Source organism: Pseudomonas sp. RtIB026, assembly GCF_016861355.2.
GTDB classification, from domain to species: Bacteria; Pseudomonadota; Gammaproteobacteria; order Pseudomonadales; family Pseudomonadaceae; genus Aquipseudomonas; species Aquipseudomonas peradeniyensis.
Genome location: NZ_AP023348.2, coordinates 2,500,960 through 2,518,341 on the forward strand (window position 1 = coordinate 2,500,960; position 17,382 = coordinate 2,518,341).

The window sequence follows — 17,382 nt, forward strand, 5'->3', positions numbered from 1 at the left end:
TGGGGTTTTCCTTGTTGTCTTTGTAATTGTGGATGCAGCGGGTGGATCAGCGGGCCTGGAGAATCTTCTCGGCGATCATCTGGCCGATGGGGATCGCCGAGGTGGCGGCGGGCGATGGCGCATTGCACACATGCACCATGCGCGGGGTCTCGGCGAACAGGAAGTCGTGCACCAGGGTGCCGTCGCGCATCACCGCCTGGGCACGGATGCCGGCCTCATAGGGCAGCAGGTCCTCGACTTCGAGAGACGGGCAATACTTGCGGCACTGTTCCAGGTAGCCGCGCTTGAACAGCGAGTTCTTCATCTCGGTGGTGCCGGAACCGAGGTTGTTCCAGATGGTTTTCCAGAAACCCGGGAAGCGCGCGTACTCGGTGACATCGCGCCAGTTCACCGAGAACTTGCGGTAGTTTTCCCGGCCGAAGCCGAGCACCGCGTTGGGGCCGACGGTGACGCTGCCGTCGATCATCCGCGTCAGGTGCACGCCGAGGAACGGCAGCTCCGGGTCGGGGATCGGGTAGATCAGGTGGTTGACGATCTGGTTCTTGCTCGCCGGCAGGCGGTAGTACTCGCCGCGGAAAGGGATGATCTGGTGGTCGATCTTCACCCCTGCCAGACGCGCCAGGCGGTCGGACTGCAGGCCGGCGCAGGCCACCAGCTGACGGGCGCGCCAGGCGTTGCCGTCGGCACTGATCGCGACGTGGTCGGCATGCTCCTGGATGGCGCGCACGGTGGTGGACAGGCGCAGTTCGCCACCGGCCTGGCGGATCACCTTGGCCATGGCGTCGCACACCTGCTGGTAGTCGACGATGCCGGTGGCATCGAGGAACAGCGCGCCCTTGCCGACGATGTTCGGCTCCCGCTCGCGCAGGGCGCCGGCATCCAGGCGCTCGACCTTCAGGCCGTTCTGCTGGGAGCGTTCGTACAGCGCCTGCATGCGCTGCACCTCCAGGTCGTTGGAGGCCACCAGCAGCTTGCCGCAGACCTCGAAGGCAATGCCGTGCGCGCTGCAGAAATCCTTGGTGGCCTGGGCGCCGCGCTTGCACAGGTCGGCCTTGAGGCTGCCGGGCGCGTAGTAGATGCCGGCATGGATCACGCCGCTGTTGTGGCCGGTCTGGTGGCGGCCGAGGCTGGCCTCCTTTTCCAGAATCAGCAGCGAAGCGCCGGGGCGTCGTTCAAGCAGGGCCATCGCGGTGGCGAGGCCGACGATGCCGCCGCCGATGATGCAGTAGTCGTAGGTCATGCAGGGTACCTTGGTATTCTTGTCGGTGAATCTGCTTATCAGGTTGTCAGACTAAGTAGTGCGTGTGAAAGCCTCGCCAGGCCGCGATGGGGTTCTCCGGGGTCAGTCGAGGTCGGGAAGGTCGAGTTTCAGGCGCTTGGCCGAGGCGCGCAGGTGGGCTTCGGCGCAGCCGGCCGCCGCCTGGCGGTCGCCGTCGGCGATGGCCTGGTACAGCGCCCGGTGCTCGCGCAGGGCATCGGCCGAACCGCCCACTGCCGGGGTGGCGGAGTTTTCCCAGGCGGTGCGGCGGGCGGCGGCCAACTGGCCGCCGAGGAAATCGTGGAAAGCGACGAAGTAGTCGTTCTTGCTGGCTTCGGCGATGGCGCGGTGAAAGGCCACATCGGCGGCCGAGGCCGTGGCGAAGTCGCTGCGCGGGTCTTCCATGGTGCCCAGGGCGGCGGCCATGCGCGCGAGGTCGTCGGCGTCGCGGCGGCGGGCGGCGATGGCGGCGGCCTGGGTCTCGATCCACAGGCGCATCTCGAACATCTGCACCAGGTCCGGCTTGCGCCCCTGGCTGCCGGGGAAACGGAACACCGTGCCGCTGGGCGTCTGCGAGATGTACGAGCCGAGCCCGCGGCGGGCGATCAGCACCCCGTCGGCCTTGAGCTGCGCCACGGCCTCGCGCACCACCGAGCGGCTGACATTGAGCTGTTCAGCCAGTTGCTGTTCGGTGGGCAGGCGCGATTCGGCGGCCAGGCGGCCGGAATCGATCTCGGCGCGGATGGCGCTGACGACCCGTTCGACGAGGGTGTCGGGGCGCTGGAGCTCTAGCATGGACATGGAAGTTCTTATTGGTCAGGTTGTCAGACAATGCCTGTGTCGATAGTGGCCTGTCAATGTCCTGGAAGCTTGCGCGCTACCTGTAGGAGCGGCCTTGTGCCGCGAAAGGGCCGCATAGCGGCCCCGGCTATATCAGCGTGATGCACCAATAAGGGGGCGCTTCGCACCCCTTTCGCGGCACAAGGCCGCTCCTACACGGGTGATGTAACTGCTTAGATTTCGGACACGAACGTTCCGGTCCCGTCGAGGATATTGCGCAAGGTCAGCGCTACTTCCTCCAGGTCGGTCCCGGCGCTGGTCAGGATGATCTCCAGCGTTTCATCCCCCTTCAACGCATCACGATCCCCAGCCGCCACCTCGATCAACAGCCGCTGCGCGCTCAGGGTCACCTTCAGCCCGTCCAGGGTCGACGGCTCGTCATCCAGGGTCAGGTCGACGGTGTCCTCGTCCGGATAACGGGTCAGCAGGAACATCTGGCCCTTGTCGCTGTGGCAGCACAGGGTCGCCATGTTGTCTTCCTCGTCGTCGCAGGGAGTGGCGAAGAGCAGGGCGGTTTTCAGTTGCATGGGCGGCTCGGGTCAATGGCAAGGGAAAGGAATTCTGACAGCCTTGGCGGCCGTGATAAACGTAAAGTTACCGCGCATTGACCGAAATTGTCGCAGCGCTGCAAGCCGCAGTGACCGTTCAGTCGTTAAGCTCCCCAGTCGGTGGACATGACGCTCGTGTCCAACGCCTGGTTTTACCGTCCGGCTTGCCGCGGGTTGGCTATCGTTGATCCGTACCCGGCGGACGTACGCGACGCTTCACCTATAACAAAGCCCAAGCGGAGTACCACAGATGGCGTTTTTCACCGCAGCCAGCAAAGCCGACTTCCAGCATCAACTGCAGGTGGCCCTGGCGCAGCACATCAGCGAACAGTCCCTGCCACAAGTGGCGCTGTTCGCCGAGCAGTTCTTCGGCATCATCTCTCTGGACGAACTCACACAGCGCAGGCTGTCGGACCTGGCCGGCTGCACGCTGTCCGCCTGGCGCATCATCGAGCGCTTCGACCCCGAACACCCGCAGGTGCGGGTCTACAACCCCGATTACGAACGCCACGGCTGGCAATCGACCCACACCGTGGTCGAGGTGCTGCACCACGACCTGCCGTTCCTGGTCGACTCGGTACGCACCGAGCTCAACCGCCGCGGCTACAGCATCCACACCCTGCAGACCACCGTGCTCAGCGTGCGCCGCGGCGCCAAGGGCGAGCTGGTCGAACTGCTGCCCAAGGGCACCCAGGGCGAGGGCGTCAGCCATGAGTCGCTGATGTACCTGGAAATCGACCGCTGCGCCAATGCCGCCGAGCTCAACACCCTGAGCATGGAGCTGGAGCAGGTACTGGCCGAAGTGCGCGGCGTGGTCGCCGACTTCGAGCCGATGAAAGCCAAGATCCGCGAGCTGCTGGAACTGGTGGAGCAGAACGCCTTCGGCCCGGCGCAGAACGACAAGGCCGAGGTGAAGAGCTTCCTGTCGTGGCTGCTGGACAACCATTTCACCTTCCTCGGCTATGAGGAATTCACTGTCGAGTCCGATGCCGACGGCGGCCATCTGGTCTACGACGAGGCCTCGTTCCTGGGCCTGGCCCGCCTGCTGCGCGCAGGCCTGGGCGCCGACGACCTGCGCATCGAGGACTACGCCGTCGCCTACCTGCGCGAGCCGCGCCTGCTGTCGTTCGCCAAGGCCTCGCAGCCGAGCCGCGTGCACCGCCCGGCGTACCCGGACTACGTGTCGATCCGCCAGATCGACCAGGATGGCAAGGTCATCAAGGAATGCCGCTTCATGGGCCTGTACACCTCGTCGGTGTACGGCGAGAGCGTGCATACCATCCCGTACATCCGTGGCAAGGTCGCCGAAGTCGAACGCCGTTCCAACTTCGACCCCAAAGCCCACCTGGGCAAGGAGCTGGCCCAGGTCCTCGAGGTACTGCCGCGCGACGACCTGTTCCAGACCCCGGTCGACGAACTGCTCAGTACCGTCATGTCGATCGTGCAGATCCAGGAGCGCAACAAGATCCGCGTGTTCCTGCGCAAGGACCCGTACGGCCGCTTCTGCTACTGCCTGGCCTATGTGCCACGCGAGATCTACTCCACCGAGGTGCGGCAGAAGATCCAGCAGGTGCTGATGGAGCGTCTGAAGGCCACCGACTGCGAGTTCTGGACCTTCTTCTCCGAATCGGTGTTGGCCCGCGTGCAGCTGATCCTGCGGGTGGACCCGAAGAACCGCATCGACATCGACCCGCAGCAGCTGGAAAACGAAGTGATCCAGGCTTGCCGTTCGTGGCAGGACGACTTCTCGGCGCTGGTGGTGGAGAACTTCGGCGAGGCCCATGGCACCAACATCCTGGCCGACTTCCCGAAAGGCTTCCCGGCCGGTTACCGCGAGCGCTTCGCCGCGCACTCGGCGGTGGTCGACATGCAGCATGTGCTGAACCTGTCGGAAGCCAAGCCGCTGGCCATGAGCTTCTACCAGCCGCTGACCCAGTTGGGCGAGCGCCAGCTGCACTGCAAGCTGTACCACGCCGATACGCCGCTGGCGCTGTCGGACGTGCTGCCGATCCTGGAAAACCTCGGCCTGCGCGTGCTCGGCGAGTTCCCGTACCGCCTGCGCCACGCCAGCGGCCGCGAGTTCTGGATCCACGACTTCGCCTTCACCTACAGCGAAGGCCTCAACCTTGATATCCAGCAGCTCAACGACACCTTCCAGGATGCCTTCGTCCATATCGTCAAGGGCGACGCCGAGAACGACGCCTTCAACCGCCTGGTGCTGACCGCCGGCCTGCCGTGGCGCGACGTGGCGCTGCTGCGCGCCTACGCCCGCTACCTCAAGCAGATCCGCCTGGGCTTCGACCTGGGCTACATCGCCAGTACCCTGAACAACCACACCGACATCGCCCGCGAGCTGACCCGGTTGTTCAAGACCCGCTTCTACCTGGCGCGCAAGCTGACCCAGGAAGATCTGGACGACAAGCAGCTGCGCCTGGAGCAGGCGATCCTCAGCGCCCTGGACGAGGTCCAGGTGCTCAACGAGGACCGCATCCTGCGCCGCTACCTGGACCTGATCAAGGCCACCCTGCGCACCAACTTCTACCAGCCGGACGCCAACGGCCAGAACAAGTCGTACTTCAGCTTCAAGTTCAATCCCAAGCTGATCCCCGAACTGCCGAAACCGGTGCCGAAGTTCGAGATCTTCGTCTATTCGCCACGGGTCGAGGGCGTGCACCTGCGCTTCGGCAACGTCGCCCGCGGCGGCCTGCGCTGGTCGGACCGCGAAGAGGACTTCCGCACCGAAGTGCTCGGCCTGGTCAAGGCCCAACAGGTGAAGAACTCGGTGATCGTGCCGGTGGGCGCCAAGGGCGGCTTCCTGCCGCGCCGCCTGCCGCTGGGCGGCAGCCGTGACGAGATCGCCGCCGAAGGCGTGGCGTGCTACCACATCTTCATCTCCGGCCTGCTCGACATCACCGACAACCTCAAGGATGGTGGCGTGGTGCCGCCGGCCAACGTGGTGCGCCACGATGACGACGACCCGTACTTGGTGGTGGCGGCCGACAAGGGCACCGCGACCTTCTCCGACATCGCCAACGGCATCGCCATCGACTACGGCTTCTGGCTGGGCGACGCCTTTGCCTCCGGCGGCTCGGCCGGCTACGACCACAAGAAGATGGGCATCACCGCCCGTGGCGCCTGGGTCGGCGTGCAGCGTCACTTCCGCGAGCGCGGCATCAACGTGCAGGAAGATCCGATCACCGTGGTCGGGGTCGGCGACATGGCCGGCGACGTGTTCGGCAACGGCTTGCTGATGTCCGACAAGCTACAACTGGTGGCAGCGTTCAACCACCTGCACATCTTCATCGACCCGAATCCGGACCCGGCCACCAGCTTCGTCGAGCGCAAGCGCCTGTTCGACCTGCCGCGCTCGGCCTGGAGTGACTACGACACCGGCATCATGTCCGAAGGCGGCGGGATCTTCCCGCGCAGCGCCAAGAGCATCGCCATCAGCCCGCAGATGAAGGAACGCTTCGCCATCGAAGCGGATCGCCTGACCCCGACCGAACTGCTGCACGCGTTGCTGCAGGCGCCGGTGGACCTGTTGTGGAACGGTGGTATCGGCACCTACGTCAAGGCCAGCAGCGAAAGCCACGCCGATGTCGGCGACAAGGCCAACGACGCCCTGCGCGTCAACGGCAACGAGCTGCGCTGCAAGGTGGTGGGCGAGGGCGGCAACCTGGGCATGACCCAGCTCGGCCGGGTCGAGTTCGGCCTCAACGGCGGCGCCACCAACACCGACTTCATCGACAACGCCGGCGGCGTGGACTGCTCCGACCACGAGGTCAACATCAAGATCCTGCTCAACGAAGTGGTGCAGGGTGGCGACATGACCGAGAAGCAGCGCAACCAGCTGCTGGGCAGCATGACCGACGAAGTCGCAGGCCTGGTGCTGGGCAACAACTACAAGCAGACCCAGGCGCTGTCGCTGGCCGCCCGCCGCGCCCGCGAGCGGATCGCCGAGTACAAGCGCCTGATGGCCGACCTCGAGTCTCGTGGCAAGCTGGACCGCGCCATCGAGTTCCTGCCCACCGAGGAGCAGCTGGCCGAGCGCCTGGCCGCCGGCCAGGGCCTGACCCGCGCCGAGCTGTCGGTGCTGATCTCGTACAGCAAGATCGACCTCAAGGAGCAACTGCTCAAGTCGCTGGTGCCGGACGACGACTACCTGACCCGCGACATGGAGACGGCCTTCCCGCCGTCGCTGGTGAGCAAGTTCGCTGACTCGATGCGCCGTCACCGCCTCAAGCGCGAGATCGTCAGCACCCAGATCGCCAACGACCTGGTCAACAACATGGGCATCACCTTCGTCCAGCGTCTGAAGGAGTCCACCGGCATGAGCCCGGCCAACGTCGCCGGCGCCTATGTGATCGTGCGTGACATCTTCCACCTGCCGCACTGGTTCCGCCAGATCGAGGCCCTGGACTATCAGGTCCCAGCCGAGATCCAGCTGACCCTGATGGACGAGCTGATGCGCCTGGGCCGTCGTGCCACCCGCTGGTTCCTGCGCAGCCGCCGTAACGAGCAGGATGCGGGCCGCGACGTCGCCCACTTCGGGCCGGTGCTCGCGCAATTGGGGCTCAAGCTCGACGAACTGCTGGAAGGCCCGACCCGCGAGCGCTGGATGGTCCGCTACCAGGGCTTCGTCGAGGCCGGTGTGCCGGAGTTGCTGGCACGCATGGTGGCCGGCACCACCCACCTGTACACCCTGTTGCCGATCATCGAGGCCTCGGACGTCACCGGTCACGATCCGGCGCAGGTGGCCAAGGCGTTCTTCGCCGTGGGCAGCTCGCTGGACCTGACCTGGTACCTGCAGGAGATCAGCAACCTGCCGGTGGAGAACAACTGGCAGGCCCTGGCCCGCGAGGCGTTCCGCGACGACATCGACCTGCAGCAGCGGGCGATCACCATCTCCGTGCTGCAGATGGCCGACGCGCCGCAGGACATGGATGCCCGGGTGGCGTTGTGGTGCGAGCAGCACCGGGTGATGGTCGAGCGCTGGCGCGCCATGCTCGACGACCTGCGCAACGCCACCGGCACCGACTATGCGATGTACGCGGTGGCCAACCGCGAGCTGGTCGACCTGGCGATGAGCGGGCAGGCGGCGGTGATTCCGTCCTGAGCCTGGCGTTGAGGTAAAAGAAAGCCCCGGCAGTGATGCCGGGGCTTTTCTTTGGGCCTTCTGTCAGCAGGTCTGGCCCTTTCGCGGGTAAACCCGCTCCCACAGGGACCTCACTGCCTCAAGCCCTGTGATATCCCTGTGGGAGCGGGTTTACCCGCGAAGAGGCCGGTTCAGGCTTACTTGAACCGCCGCTCCACGCCTTTTTCCACCAGGATCTTCGCCGAGATCTCCTCCACCGAGAAATGCGTGGAGTTGATGTTGGGAATGTTCTCCCGACGGAACAGGTTCTCCACTTCGCGTACCTCGAACTCACACTGGGCAAAGCTCGAGTAGCGGCTGTTGGGCTTGCGCTCGTGGCGGATGGCGGTCAGGCGGTCGGGGTCGATGGTCAGGCCGAACAGCTTGCTGTGGTGCTTCTTCAGCACCGCCGGCAGTTGCAGGCGCTCCATGTCGTCCTCGGTCAGCGGGTAGTTGGCGGCGCGGATGCCGAACTGCATGGCCATGTACAGGCAGGTCGGGGTCTTGCCGCAGCGCGACACGCCGACCAGGATCAGGTCGGCCTTGTCGTAGTAGTGGGTGCGCGCGCCGTCATCGTTGTCCAGGGCGAAGTTGACCGCCTCGATGCGCTCCATGTAGTTGGAATTGCCGCCGATCGAGTGGGATTTGCCCACGGAATACGACGAATGGGCGGTCAATTCCTGCTCGAGCGGGGATAAAAACGTCGAGAAGATGTCGATCATGAAGCCATTGGACGTGGCCATGACCTCACGGATGTCCTGGTTGACGATGGTGTCGAAAATGATCGGACGCACTCCGTCGCGCTCGGCCGCGGCGTTGATCTGCTGGACCATGGCCCGGGCCTTGTCCAGCGTATCGATGTAGGGGCGCGTGAATTTATTGAACGGAATGCTCTCGAATTGTGCGAGCAGGCTCTGGCCCAGCGTTTCTGCAGTGATGCCGGTACCGTCGGAGATGAAGAACGCGGTTCGTTTCATTTGCACCTGGGGGCCTTAAGCTGCCGAAGATTTCTGGATATGATAGGTTCGGTTTGCCGAACGCGGTTGCTCGGCATTCTCACTTATTTTCCAGGTCCAGGCCACAAGCGTCCGGCCCAGTCAGTCAGGCAGGCGGGCGCCCTTGAGCTTTTCCAATACAGTTAGTGGAGAGATCACCTTGGTAGAGTACGTAGTTTCCCTCGATAAGCTCGGCGTCCATGATGTGGAGCATGTGGGGGGCAAGAACGCATCCCTGGGCGAGATGATCAGTAACCTCGCAGGTGCCGGTGTCTCGGTGCCGGGCGGCTTTGCCACTACGGCTCAGGCGTACCGCGATTTTCTCGAGCAAAGTGGCCTGAACGAGCGCATCCACGCGGCGCTCGATGCGCTGGACGTCGATGACGTCAACGCCCTGGCCAAGACCGGCGCGCAGATCCGCCAGTGGGTGATGGAAGCCGATTTCCCGGCGCGTCTGGACGCAGAAATCCGTACGGCCTTCGCCGAGATGGCCGGCGGCAACGACAACATGGCCGTGGCCGTGCGTTCCTCGGCCACCGCCGAGGACCTGCCGGATGCCTCCTTCGCCGGCCAGCAGGAGACCTTCCTCAACATCCGCGGCGTCGACAACGTGATCCGCGCGGCCAAGGAAGTGTTCGCCTCGCTGTTCAACGACCGCGCCATTTCCTACCGCGTGCACCAGGGCTTCGACCACAAGCTGGTGGCCCTGTCCGCGGGCGTGCAGCGCATGGTCCGCTCCGAGACCGGCACCGCCGGCGTGATGTTCACCCTCGACACCGAGTCGGGCTTCCGCGACGTGGTGTTCATCACCGGCGCCTACGGCCTGGGCGAAACCGTGGTACAGGGTGCGGTCAACCCGGACGAATTCTACGTGCACAAGCAGACCCTGCAGGCCGGCCGTCCGGCGATCCTGCGCCGCAACCTGGGCAGCAAGGCAATCAAGATGGTCTATGGCGACGAAGCCAAGGCCGGGCGCTCGGTCAAGACCGTCGAGGTCGAGCGTGCCGAGCGCGCGCGCTTCTGCCTGAGCGACGCCGAGGTCAACGAACTGGCCAAGCAGGCGATGATCATCGAGCAGCACTACCAGCGCCCGATGGACATCGAGTGGGCCAAGGACGGTGACGACGGCAAGCTGTACATCGTCCAGGCCCGCCCCGAGACTGTGAAGAGCCGTTCCAGCGCCAATGTCATGGAGCGCTACCTGCTGAAAGAGAAGGGCACCGTGCTGGTCGAGGGGCGCGCCATCGGCCAGCGCATCGGCGCCGGCAAGGTCCGCGTGATCAACGATGTCTCGGAAATGGACAAGGTCCAGCCGGGCGACGTGCTGGTTTCGGACATGACCGACCCGGACTGGGAACCGGTGATGAAGCGCGCCAGCGCCATCGTCACCAACCGCGGCGGGCGTACCTGCCACGCGGCGATCATCGCCCGTGAACTGGGCATTCCGGCCGTTGTCGGCTGCGGCAACGCCACCCAGGTCCTGAAAGACGGCCAGGGCGTCACCGTGTCCTGCGCCGAAGGCGACACCGGCTTCATCTTCGAAGGCGAGCTGGGCTTCGACGTCAAGCAGAACTCGGTCGATGCCATGCCGGAACTGCCGTTCAAGATCATGATGAACGTCGGCAACCCGGACCGCGCCTTCGACTTCGCCCAGCTGCCCAACGCCGGTGTCGGCCTTGCGCGCCTGGAGTTCATCATCAACCGCATGATCGGCGTGCACCCCAAGGCGCTGCTCAACTACGCCGGCCTGCCGCCGGAGCTGAAGGAAAGCGTCGACAAGCGCATCGCCGGCTACGACGACCCGGTTGGCTTCTATGTCGAGAAGCTGGTCGAGGGCATCAGCACCCTGGCCGCGGCCTTCTACCCGAAAAAGGTCATCGTGCGCCTGTCGGACTTCAAGTCCAACGAGTACGCCAACCTGATCGGCGGCAAACTCTACGAGCCGGAAGAAGAAAACCCGATGCTGGGCTTCCGCGGCGCCTCGCGCTACATCAGCGAGTCGTTCCGTGACTGCTTCGAGCTCGAGTGCCGTGCGCTGAAGCGCGTGCGCAACGAGATGGGCCTGACCAACGTCGAGATCATGGTGCCGTTCGTGCGCACCCTGGGCGAAGCCAGCCAGGTCGTCGACCTGCTCGCCGAGAACGGCCTGGCCCGCGGTGACAACGGCCTGCGCGTGATCATGATGTGCGAGCTGCCGTCCAACGCCATCCTCGCCGAAGAGTTCCTCGAGTACTTCGACGGCTTCTCCATCGGCTCCAACGACCTGACCCAGTTGACCCTGGGCCTGGACCGCGACTCGGGCATCATCGCCCACCTGTTCGATGAACGTAATCCGGCCGTGAAAAAGCTGCTGGCCAACGCCATCGCCGCGTGCAACAAGGCCGGCAAGTACATCGGCATCTGCGGTCAAGGCCCGTCGGACCACCCGGACCTGGCCAAGTGGCTGATGGAGCAGGGCATCGAGAGCGTGTCGCTGAACCCGGACTCGGTGCTCGAGACCTGGTTCTTCCTGGCCGAGGGCCAGGGCGCGGCGTGATGCGCTGAAGGCAACACACTGTGGGAGCGGGCTTGGCCCGCGATAGCGCCAGATGGGACAGCAGTGTCTGCAGGTCTGGTTCAATCGCGGGGCAAGCCCGCTCCCACGTTCATATCCTCAGTTTGTTCGTGAACCCATGCAAAGCAGCTCCACCCAATTTCCCGTCGCGTTGCTCAGTGCCGAGCGCCGCGGCGACCTCAGCGAAGACGTCTACCGGATCAAGGCCGGCAACAGCCCCGATCCGAGCGTCGAGCTGGCCGTCACCCGCCTGGGCCTGGCCGATCAGGACCACGCCCAGGGCGTGCCGGTCATTCTCCTGCACGGCAGTTTCTCCAACCGGCGCTTCTGGTATTCGCCCAAGGGCATCGGCCTGGGCGCCTACCTGGCCCGCGCCGGGTTCGATGTGTGGATCCCGGAGATGCGCGGCCACGGCCTGTCGCCGCGCAACCGCGATTGGCGACAGAACCGTGTGGCCGACTATGCGCGCTACGACCTGCCGGTGATCGGCGCTTTCGTTCGCGAGCAGGCCGGGCAGGCGCCGCACTGGGTCGGCCACTCGCTGGGCGGCACCACCCTGGCGGCGGCGCTGGGCAGCGGTTACCTGGACACCGCGCTGGTGGCCAGCGCGGCACTGTTCGGCACCCAGGTCAGCCGGGTCTACTGGCCGCTGAAAGTGCCGCCGGTGGAGTGGGGCGCGCGCGTGTTGCTCAAGCGCTTCGCGCAGATCTCGGGTTCGCGCCTCAAGCGTGGCCCGGAGGACGAACCCATCGGCCTGGCCCTGGAGAGCCTGCGCTGGAATGGCCTGTTCGGCCGCTTCGGCGACAAGGACAAGGACTGGTGGGCGGGGCTGGCCGAGATCGAGGTGCCGCTGCTGGCGGTGGCCGGGGCCGGTGACTTCCAGGACCCGGTGTGGGCCTGTCGCAAGCTGTTCGAGCAGTTCGGCGGTGACGCCAGGCAGTTCCTGCGGTTGGGGCGCGAGGAGGGCTTCGAGGCCTTCGGGCATGTCGACATGCTGGTCAGCAAGGCGGCGCAAACCCAGGTGTGGCCGCTGGTGGAGCGCTGGCTGAGGGATCCGCAGGTGCCGGTGCATGCCTCGACGGTGGTGATGGAGCCGGTGCCCGCCAGTTGATTCCGCGTGGGGTTCTTCGCGGGTAAACCCGCTCCCACAGGTGAGGTGCGAAACCCTGTGGGAGCGGGTTTACCCGCGAAGAGGCCGGAGCAGACAAAAGCAAACTGACTGCTCGGTCCCGGATGACTGCCGGCCTCCTGCGGTGTAGCCTTGCTCCACATCCGCTTTCGTTGTGACTGACAGGAGTTTCCCATGCAGCATTACGTAACGCCCGACCTGTGCGACGCCTACCCGGACCTGGTCCAGGTGCTCGAACCCATGTTCAGCAACTTCGGCGGCCACGACTCGTTCGGTGGCCAGATCGTCACCATCAAGTGCTTCGAGGACAATTCGCTGGTCAAGGAGCAGGTCGAGCTCGACGGCAAGGGCAAGGTCCTGGTGGTCGACGGCGGCGGCTCGCTGCGCCGCGCGCTGCTGGGCGACATGCTCGCCGAGAAAGCGGCGAAAAATGGCTGGGAAGGCCTGCTGATCTACGGCTGCGTGCGTGACGTGGACGTGCTGGCGCAGACCGATGTCGGCATCCAGGCCCTGGCCAGTCACCCGATGAAGACCGACAAGCGTGGCATCGGCGACCTCAATGTCGCGGTGACCTTCGCTGGCGTGACCTTCCGCCCGGGCGAGTATGTGTATGCCGACAACAACGGCGTGCTGGTCTCGCCGAGCCCGCTGAAGATGCCCGAGTGACGCGCCGTACACCGATGGAGCTTTGATGTTCGAGGAAGACAACGCGCAGTGGGGCCTGGTGCATGCCCTGGTGCTCGATGGCAAGGGTGGCGCGCGCTCGATCGCCCGCACCGAGCTGGACGACCTGCAGCTGCAGCCCCAGGAGAGCCTGTGGCTGCACTGGGACCGCAGTCACCCGCAGACCCGCACCTGGTTGCTCCACGACAGTGGCCTGAGCGAGTTCGCCTGCGAATTGCTGCTGGAGGAGAACACCCGCCCGCGCCTGCTGCCATTGGCCGACGAGCAGATGCTGCTGTTCCTGCGCGGGGTCAACCTCAACCCGGGCGCCGAGCCTGAGGACATGGTCTCGGTGCGTATCTTCGCCGAGGCGCGTCGGGTCATTTCCCTGCGTCTGCGGCCCCTTCGGGCGAGCGACGAGGTCCTGCAGAAACTGGACGAGGGCAGGGGGCCGAAGACCGCCTCCGAACTGCTGTTGCTGATGGGTGAACTGTTGACCGAAAAGGTCCAGGCGCTGGTCAGCGACCTGTCCGAAGCGGTCGATCTGGAAGAAGAAAAGGTAGAATCCGACGAACGGTATTCTCCGGCCCAGGGCAGCCTGCAGCAGATCCGGCGCCGCGCCGCCGGCCTGCGGCGTTTCCTCGCCCCCCAGCGCGACATCTATGCCCAGCTGTCGCGCAGCAAATACAGCTGGTTCGCCGATGCCGACGCCGACTACTGGAACGAGTTGAACAACAGCCTGATCCGCTACCTCGAAGAGCTCGAACTGGCCCGCGAGCGCGCCGCGCTGGTGCTGGAAAGCGAGGACCGGCGGCGCAGCGAGCGGATGAACCGGACCATGTACCGGTTCGGCATCATCACCTGCATTTTCCTGCCCATGAGCTTCATCACCGGGCTGCTGGGCATCAATGTCGGCGGTATTCCGGGCGCGGAAAACCCCTATGGCTTCCTGTTCGCCTGCATGGTCGTGCTGGGGCTGGCAGCAGGGCAGTGGTGGTTGTTCCGGCGGTTGCGGTGGGTGTGATGTATCTTGTCGCGGGGCAAGCCCGCTCCCACGCTCTCAGCGTGGTTCCGTGGGAGCGGGCTTGCCCCGCGATGGGCTCGCACACTCATTTTGAAACACTCGTCCCACATCCCTGTGTGACCCATTGCTCGGCGCCCTCGTCTTTGACTGACATTGCGCGAGGTGCCCATGCACGATCCGTTTGAAGAATCCCTGCGCGACCTGCTCAAGGCGTCGCCGTCCGGCCAGGACCGCGACGACGCCGCCTGCCTGGGTCGCGTGCTCAAGACCGCCAACCGCCAGGTCGGCGCGGGCGATCTGTTCAGCCTGCTTGGCCGCTGGAGCCAGGCGCTGCTGATCGCCGTGAACAATGGCTCGGCGCATGTCGCGCCGGTCCGTCGCAACTCTACCCGCAAACCTGCCGCCGGCAGCAACGCAGATAAGGCCGATTGAATATGGAACTCGATCTCTGGACCCAGAGCCTGGTCACCGCCATGACTGCCCTTTGGACCAAGGTGGCGAACTTCATCCCCAACCTGTTCGGCGCGCTGGTCGTGGTGCTGCTCGGTTTCGTCGTGGCCAAGCTGCTCGACACCCTGCTGTCCAAGGTGCTGGCCAAGTTCGGCCTGGATCGCCTGATGAGTGGCACCGGGCTGACCAAGATGCTCGCCCGGGTCGGCATCCAGGTGCCGATCTCGACCTTGATCGGCAAGATCGTCTACTGGTTCGTGCTGCTGATCTTCCTGGTCTCGGCCGCGGAATCCCTGGGGCTCGAGCGGGTCTCGGCGACCCTCGACATGCTCGCCCTGTACCTGCCCAAGGTGTTCGGCGCGGCCCTGGTGCTGCTGGCCGGCGTGCTCCTGGCGCAACTGGTCAACGGTCTGGTGCGCGGCGCCGCCGAGGGTATCGGCCTGGAGTACGCCGCCGGCGTCGGGCGCATCGCCCAGGGCCTGGTGATCATCATCAGCATCTCGGTGGCCATCAGCCAGCTCGAGGTCAAGACCGACCTGCTGAACCATGTGATCGTCATCGGGCTGATTACCGTTGGTCTGGCCGTTGCACTGGCGATGGGCCTGGGCAGCCGGGAAATCGCCGGGCAGATCCTGGCCGGCATCTATGTGCGCGAGTTGTATCAAGTCGGCCAGCAGGTGCGTATTGGCGAGGTCGAGGGGCACATCGAGGAAATCGGCACGGTCAAGACGACCCTGCTGACCGATGATGGCGAACTGGTGTCGTTGTCTAATCGCGAGCTGCTCGAGCAGCGCGTGAATAGCCGCTAACCGCACAAAAGCTGTTAATGTATGCCGCCGCAAAAATCGGCCCACGGGGCCGAGCGGCGACATTGACCTGACTGTCGGCCAGATCCGTTTTGAATAAAGTTCATTCGCCGCCCATGCGCTATGACCCCCGCGAGCTCACCGACGAGGAGTTGGTGGCGCGTTCGCATGAGGAGCTGTTTCACGTCACCCGCGCCTACGAGGAACTGATGCGCCGCTACCAGCGCACGCTGTTCAACGTCTGCGCGCGCTACCTGGGGAACGATCGGGATGCCGACGATGTCTGTCAGGAGGTGATGCTCAAGGTGCTGTACGGGTTGAAGAACTTCGAGGGCAAGTCCAAGTTCAAGACCTGGCTCTACAGCATCACCTACAACGAATGCATCACCCAGTACCGCAAGGAGCGCCGCAAGCGCCGGTTGATGGATGCCCTGAGCCTGGACCCTGTCGAAGAGGCGTCCGAGGACAAGGCACCGAAGCCGGAGGAGAAGGGCGGGCTGGACAAATGGCTGGTGCATGTGAACCCGATCGACCGGGAAATCCTGGTGCTGCGATTTGTCGCAGAGCTGGAATTCCAGGAGATCGCGGACATCATGCACATGGGCCTGAGCGCCACGAAAATGCGCTACAAGCGTGCGCTCGACAAGCTTAGAGAGAAATTTGCAGGCCTGGCTGAAACTTAGTGGCCAGCAAATACCTCTAACCAACCGGCAAGTTCTGCTAGACTTGCCGTCGAGTTGTCCCCCGGATGTTGGTGGGACTGCTTAACTATCACCAGATGGGGATTTAACGGATGAAATTGAAAAACACCTTGGGCTTGGCCATTGGCTCGCTCGTGGCCGCTACTTCGTTCGGCGTTCTGGCTCAAGGCCAAGGCGCTGTCGAAATCGAAGGCAACGTCACCAAGCAGTACTACGACAGCGAGCGTAACTTCAAGAACACCGGCACCAACCCTGGTGTCCGCCTCGGTTACTTCCTGACCGACGACGTGTCCCTGGACCTGGGCTACAACGAGACCCACAACGCTCGTGGTGAAGTCTTCAACAAAGACATCAAAGGCTCCAAGACCAAGCTGGACGCCACCTACCACTTCGGTACCGTCGGTGACGCCCTGCGTCCGTACGTTTCCGCTGGTTTCGCTCACGAAAGCCTGGGCCAGGCCACTCGTGGCGGCCGTGACCACTCCACCTTCGCCAACGTTGGCGCTGGCGCCAAGTGGTACATCACCGACATGTTCTTCGCCCGTGCCGGCGTCGAAGCCATGTACAACATCGACAACGGCAACACCGAGTGGGGTCCGACCGTTGGTCTGGGTCTGAACTTCGGTGGCAGCGGTGGCCAGAAAGCCGCTCCTGCGCCAGCTCCAGTTGCCGAAGTCTGCTCCGACAGCGACAACGATGGCGTCTGCGACAACGTCGACAAGTGCCCTGACACCCCAGCCAACGTTACCGTTGACGCTGATGGCTGCCCGGCTGTTGCCGAAGTCGTTCGCGTTGAGCTGGACGTCAAGTTCGACTTCGACAAGTCGGTCGTCAAGCCTAACAGCTACGGCGACATCAAGAACCTGGCTGACTTCATGAAGCAGTACCCACAGACCACCACCACCGTGGAAGGTCACACTGACTCCGTCGGTCCAGACGCTTACAACCAGAAGCTGTCCGAGCGTCGCGCCAGCGCTGTCAAGCAAGTCCTGACCCAGCAGTACGGCATCGAATCGAGCCGTGTTGACTCGGTTGGCTACGGTGAGACCCGTCCGGTCGCCGACAACGCCACCGATGCTGGCCGCGCCGTCAACCGTCGCGTAGAAGCTCAGGTAGAAGCCCAGGCCAAGTAATTGGTTTGACGCTTCACGAAAAACCCGGCCTCGGCCGGGTTTTTCTTTGCCCGAGATTTTTCGAGATACACCTGGTCCCCCTCCTTTGTAGGAGCGGCCTCGTGCCGCGAAAGGGGTGCGCAGCGCCCCCAGGATTTCAGCATCACG

At 64.4% G+C, this 17,382-nt stretch carries 13 protein-coding genes; 9 read left to right on the plus strand and 4 right to left on the minus strand.

The window, feature by feature from the left end; translation table 11 throughout:
* Nucleotides 1-46: 46 nt before the first annotated feature.
* The 3 genes from lhgO to PRtIB026_RS11395 all read right to left on the minus strand — a co-directional run bounded on the left by lhgO (nucleotide 47) and on the right by PRtIB026_RS11395 (nucleotide 2,625).
* On the minus strand, nucleotides 47-1,240 hold the full coding sequence (gene lhgO / locus PRtIB026_RS11385) for an L-2-hydroxyglutarate oxidase (RefSeq protein WP_203647491.1): 1,194 nt from the start codon (nucleotides 1,238-1,240) through the stop codon (nucleotides 47-49).
* Between the two features lie 102 nt (nucleotides 1,241-1,342).
* Nucleotides 1,343-2,053 (minus strand): FadR/GntR family transcriptional regulator, encoded by a 711-nt coding sequence (locus tag PRtIB026_RS11390; RefSeq protein WP_203652687.1) that lies wholly within the window; start codon nucleotides 2,051-2,053, stop codon nucleotides 1,343-1,345.
* Nucleotides 2,054-2,271: 218 nt separating this feature from the next.
* Complete coding sequence (locus PRtIB026_RS11395; protein ID WP_203647490.1) at nucleotides 2,272-2,625, minus strand: hypothetical protein; 354 nt, start codon at nucleotides 2,623-2,625, stop codon at nucleotides 2,272-2,274.
* A 271-nt stretch (nucleotides 2,626-2,896) separates the two neighbouring features.
* Here PRtIB026_RS11395 and PRtIB026_RS11400 point away from each other — a divergent pair, with 271 nt between their 5' ends.
* Nucleotides 2,897-7,762, plus strand: coding sequence for an NAD-glutamate dehydrogenase (locus PRtIB026_RS11400; protein ID WP_203647489.1), 4,866 nt, complete (start codon nucleotides 2,897-2,899; stop codon nucleotides 7,760-7,762).
* Between the two features lie 176 nt (nucleotides 7,763-7,938).
* Here PRtIB026_RS11400 and ppsR read toward each other — a convergent pair whose 3' ends face one another.
* Nucleotides 7,939-8,757, minus strand: a complete 819-nt coding sequence (ppsR, locus tag PRtIB026_RS11405; protein ID WP_028692934.1) for a pyruvate, water dikinase regulatory protein — start codon at nucleotides 8,755-8,757, stop codon at nucleotides 7,939-7,941.
* Nucleotides 8,758-8,935: 178 nt separating this feature from the next.
* Here ppsR and ppsA point away from each other — a divergent pair, with 178 nt between their 5' ends.
* The 8 genes from ppsA (at nucleotide 8,936) to PRtIB026_RS11445 (ending at nucleotide 17,235) form a co-directional block, all read left to right on the plus strand.
* Complete coding sequence (ppsA, locus tag PRtIB026_RS11410; protein WP_203647488.1) at nucleotides 8,936-11,311, plus strand: phosphoenolpyruvate synthase; 2,376 nt, start codon at nucleotides 8,936-8,938, stop codon at nucleotides 11,309-11,311.
* 136 nt (nucleotides 11,312-11,447) lie between these two features.
* On the plus strand, nucleotides 11,448-12,440 hold the full coding sequence (locus PRtIB026_RS11415) for an alpha/beta fold hydrolase (RefSeq protein WP_203647487.1): 993 nt from the start codon (nucleotides 11,448-11,450) through the stop codon (nucleotides 12,438-12,440).
* A gap of 192 nt (nucleotides 12,441-12,632) precedes the next feature.
* Nucleotides 12,633-13,124, plus strand: a complete 492-nt coding sequence (gene rraA, locus PRtIB026_RS11420) for a ribonuclease E activity regulator RraA (protein WP_023630330.1) — start codon at nucleotides 12,633-12,635, stop codon at nucleotides 13,122-13,124.
* 25 nt (nucleotides 13,125-13,149) lie between these two features.
* Nucleotides 13,150-14,145, plus strand: a complete 996-nt coding sequence (locus PRtIB026_RS11425; RefSeq protein WP_254463431.1) for a zinc transporter ZntB — start codon at nucleotides 13,150-13,152, stop codon at nucleotides 14,143-14,145.
* 168 nt (nucleotides 14,146-14,313) lie between these two features.
* Nucleotides 14,314-14,577 (plus strand): hypothetical protein, encoded by a 264-nt coding sequence (locus PRtIB026_RS11430; RefSeq protein ID WP_028692938.1) that lies wholly within the window; start codon nucleotides 14,314-14,316, stop codon nucleotides 14,575-14,577.
* A gap of 2 nt (nucleotides 14,578-14,579) precedes the next feature.
* Entirely contained in the window at nucleotides 14,580-15,404 is an 825-nt protein-coding gene (locus PRtIB026_RS11435; protein WP_110739094.1) for a mechanosensitive ion channel family protein, read from the plus strand.
* Between the two features lie 113 nt (nucleotides 15,405-15,517).
* A complete protein-coding gene (sigX, locus tag PRtIB026_RS11440) occupies nucleotides 15,518-16,084 on the plus strand; it encodes an RNA polymerase sigma factor SigX (RefSeq protein WP_050704759.1) in 567 nt (188 codons plus the stop codon).
* A gap of 110 nt (nucleotides 16,085-16,194) precedes the next feature.
* On the plus strand, nucleotides 16,195-17,235 hold the full coding sequence (locus PRtIB026_RS11445; RefSeq protein WP_203647486.1) for an OmpA family protein: 1,041 nt from the start codon (nucleotides 16,195-16,197) through the stop codon (nucleotides 17,233-17,235).
* The last annotated feature ends 147 nt before the right edge of the window (nucleotides 17,236-17,382 follow it).

Excerpts from the sequence above, each read along its gene's own strand:
- PRtIB026_RS11395 (WP_203647490.1), bottom strand. The coding sequence starts at position 2,625 with ATGCAACTGAAAACCGCCCTGCTCTTCGCCACTCCCTGCGACGACGAG.
- lhgO (WP_203647491.1), bottom strand. The coding sequence starts at position 1,240 with ATGACCTACGACTACTGCATCATCGGCGGCGGCATCGTCGGCCTCGCC.
- PRtIB026_RS11390 (WP_203652687.1), bottom strand. The coding sequence starts at position 2,053 with ATGCTAGAGCTCCAGCGCCCCGACACCCTCGTCGAACGGGTCGTCAGC.
- ppsR (WP_028692934.1), bottom strand. The coding sequence starts at position 8,757 with ATGAAACGAACCGCGTTCTTCATCTCCGACGGTACCGGCATCACTGCA.
- PRtIB026_RS11435 (WP_110739094.1), top strand. The coding sequence starts at position 14,580 with ATGGAACTCGATCTCTGGACCCAGAGCCTGGTCACCGCCATGACTGCC.
- rraA (WP_023630330.1), top strand. The coding sequence starts at position 12,633 with ATGCAGCATTACGTAACGCCCGACCTGTGCGACGCCTACCCGGACCTG.
- sigX (WP_050704759.1), top strand. The coding sequence starts at position 15,518 with ATGCGCTATGACCCCCGCGAGCTCACCGACGAGGAGTTGGTGGCGCGT.
- PRtIB026_RS11430 (WP_028692938.1), top strand. The coding sequence starts at position 14,314 with ATGCACGATCCGTTTGAAGAATCCCTGCGCGACCTGCTCAAGGCGTCG.
- PRtIB026_RS11400 (WP_203647489.1), top strand. The coding sequence starts at position 2,897 with ATGGCGTTTTTCACCGCAGCCAGCAAAGCCGACTTCCAGCATCAACTG.
- PRtIB026_RS11425 (WP_254463431.1), top strand. The coding sequence starts at position 13,150 with ATGTTCGAGGAAGACAACGCGCAGTGGGGCCTGGTGCATGCCCTGGTG.
- PRtIB026_RS11415 (WP_203647487.1), top strand. The coding sequence starts at position 11,448 with ATGCAAAGCAGCTCCACCCAATTTCCCGTCGCGTTGCTCAGTGCCGAG.
- PRtIB026_RS11445 (WP_203647486.1), top strand. The coding sequence starts at position 16,195 with ATGAAATTGAAAAACACCTTGGGCTTGGCCATTGGCTCGCTCGTGGCC.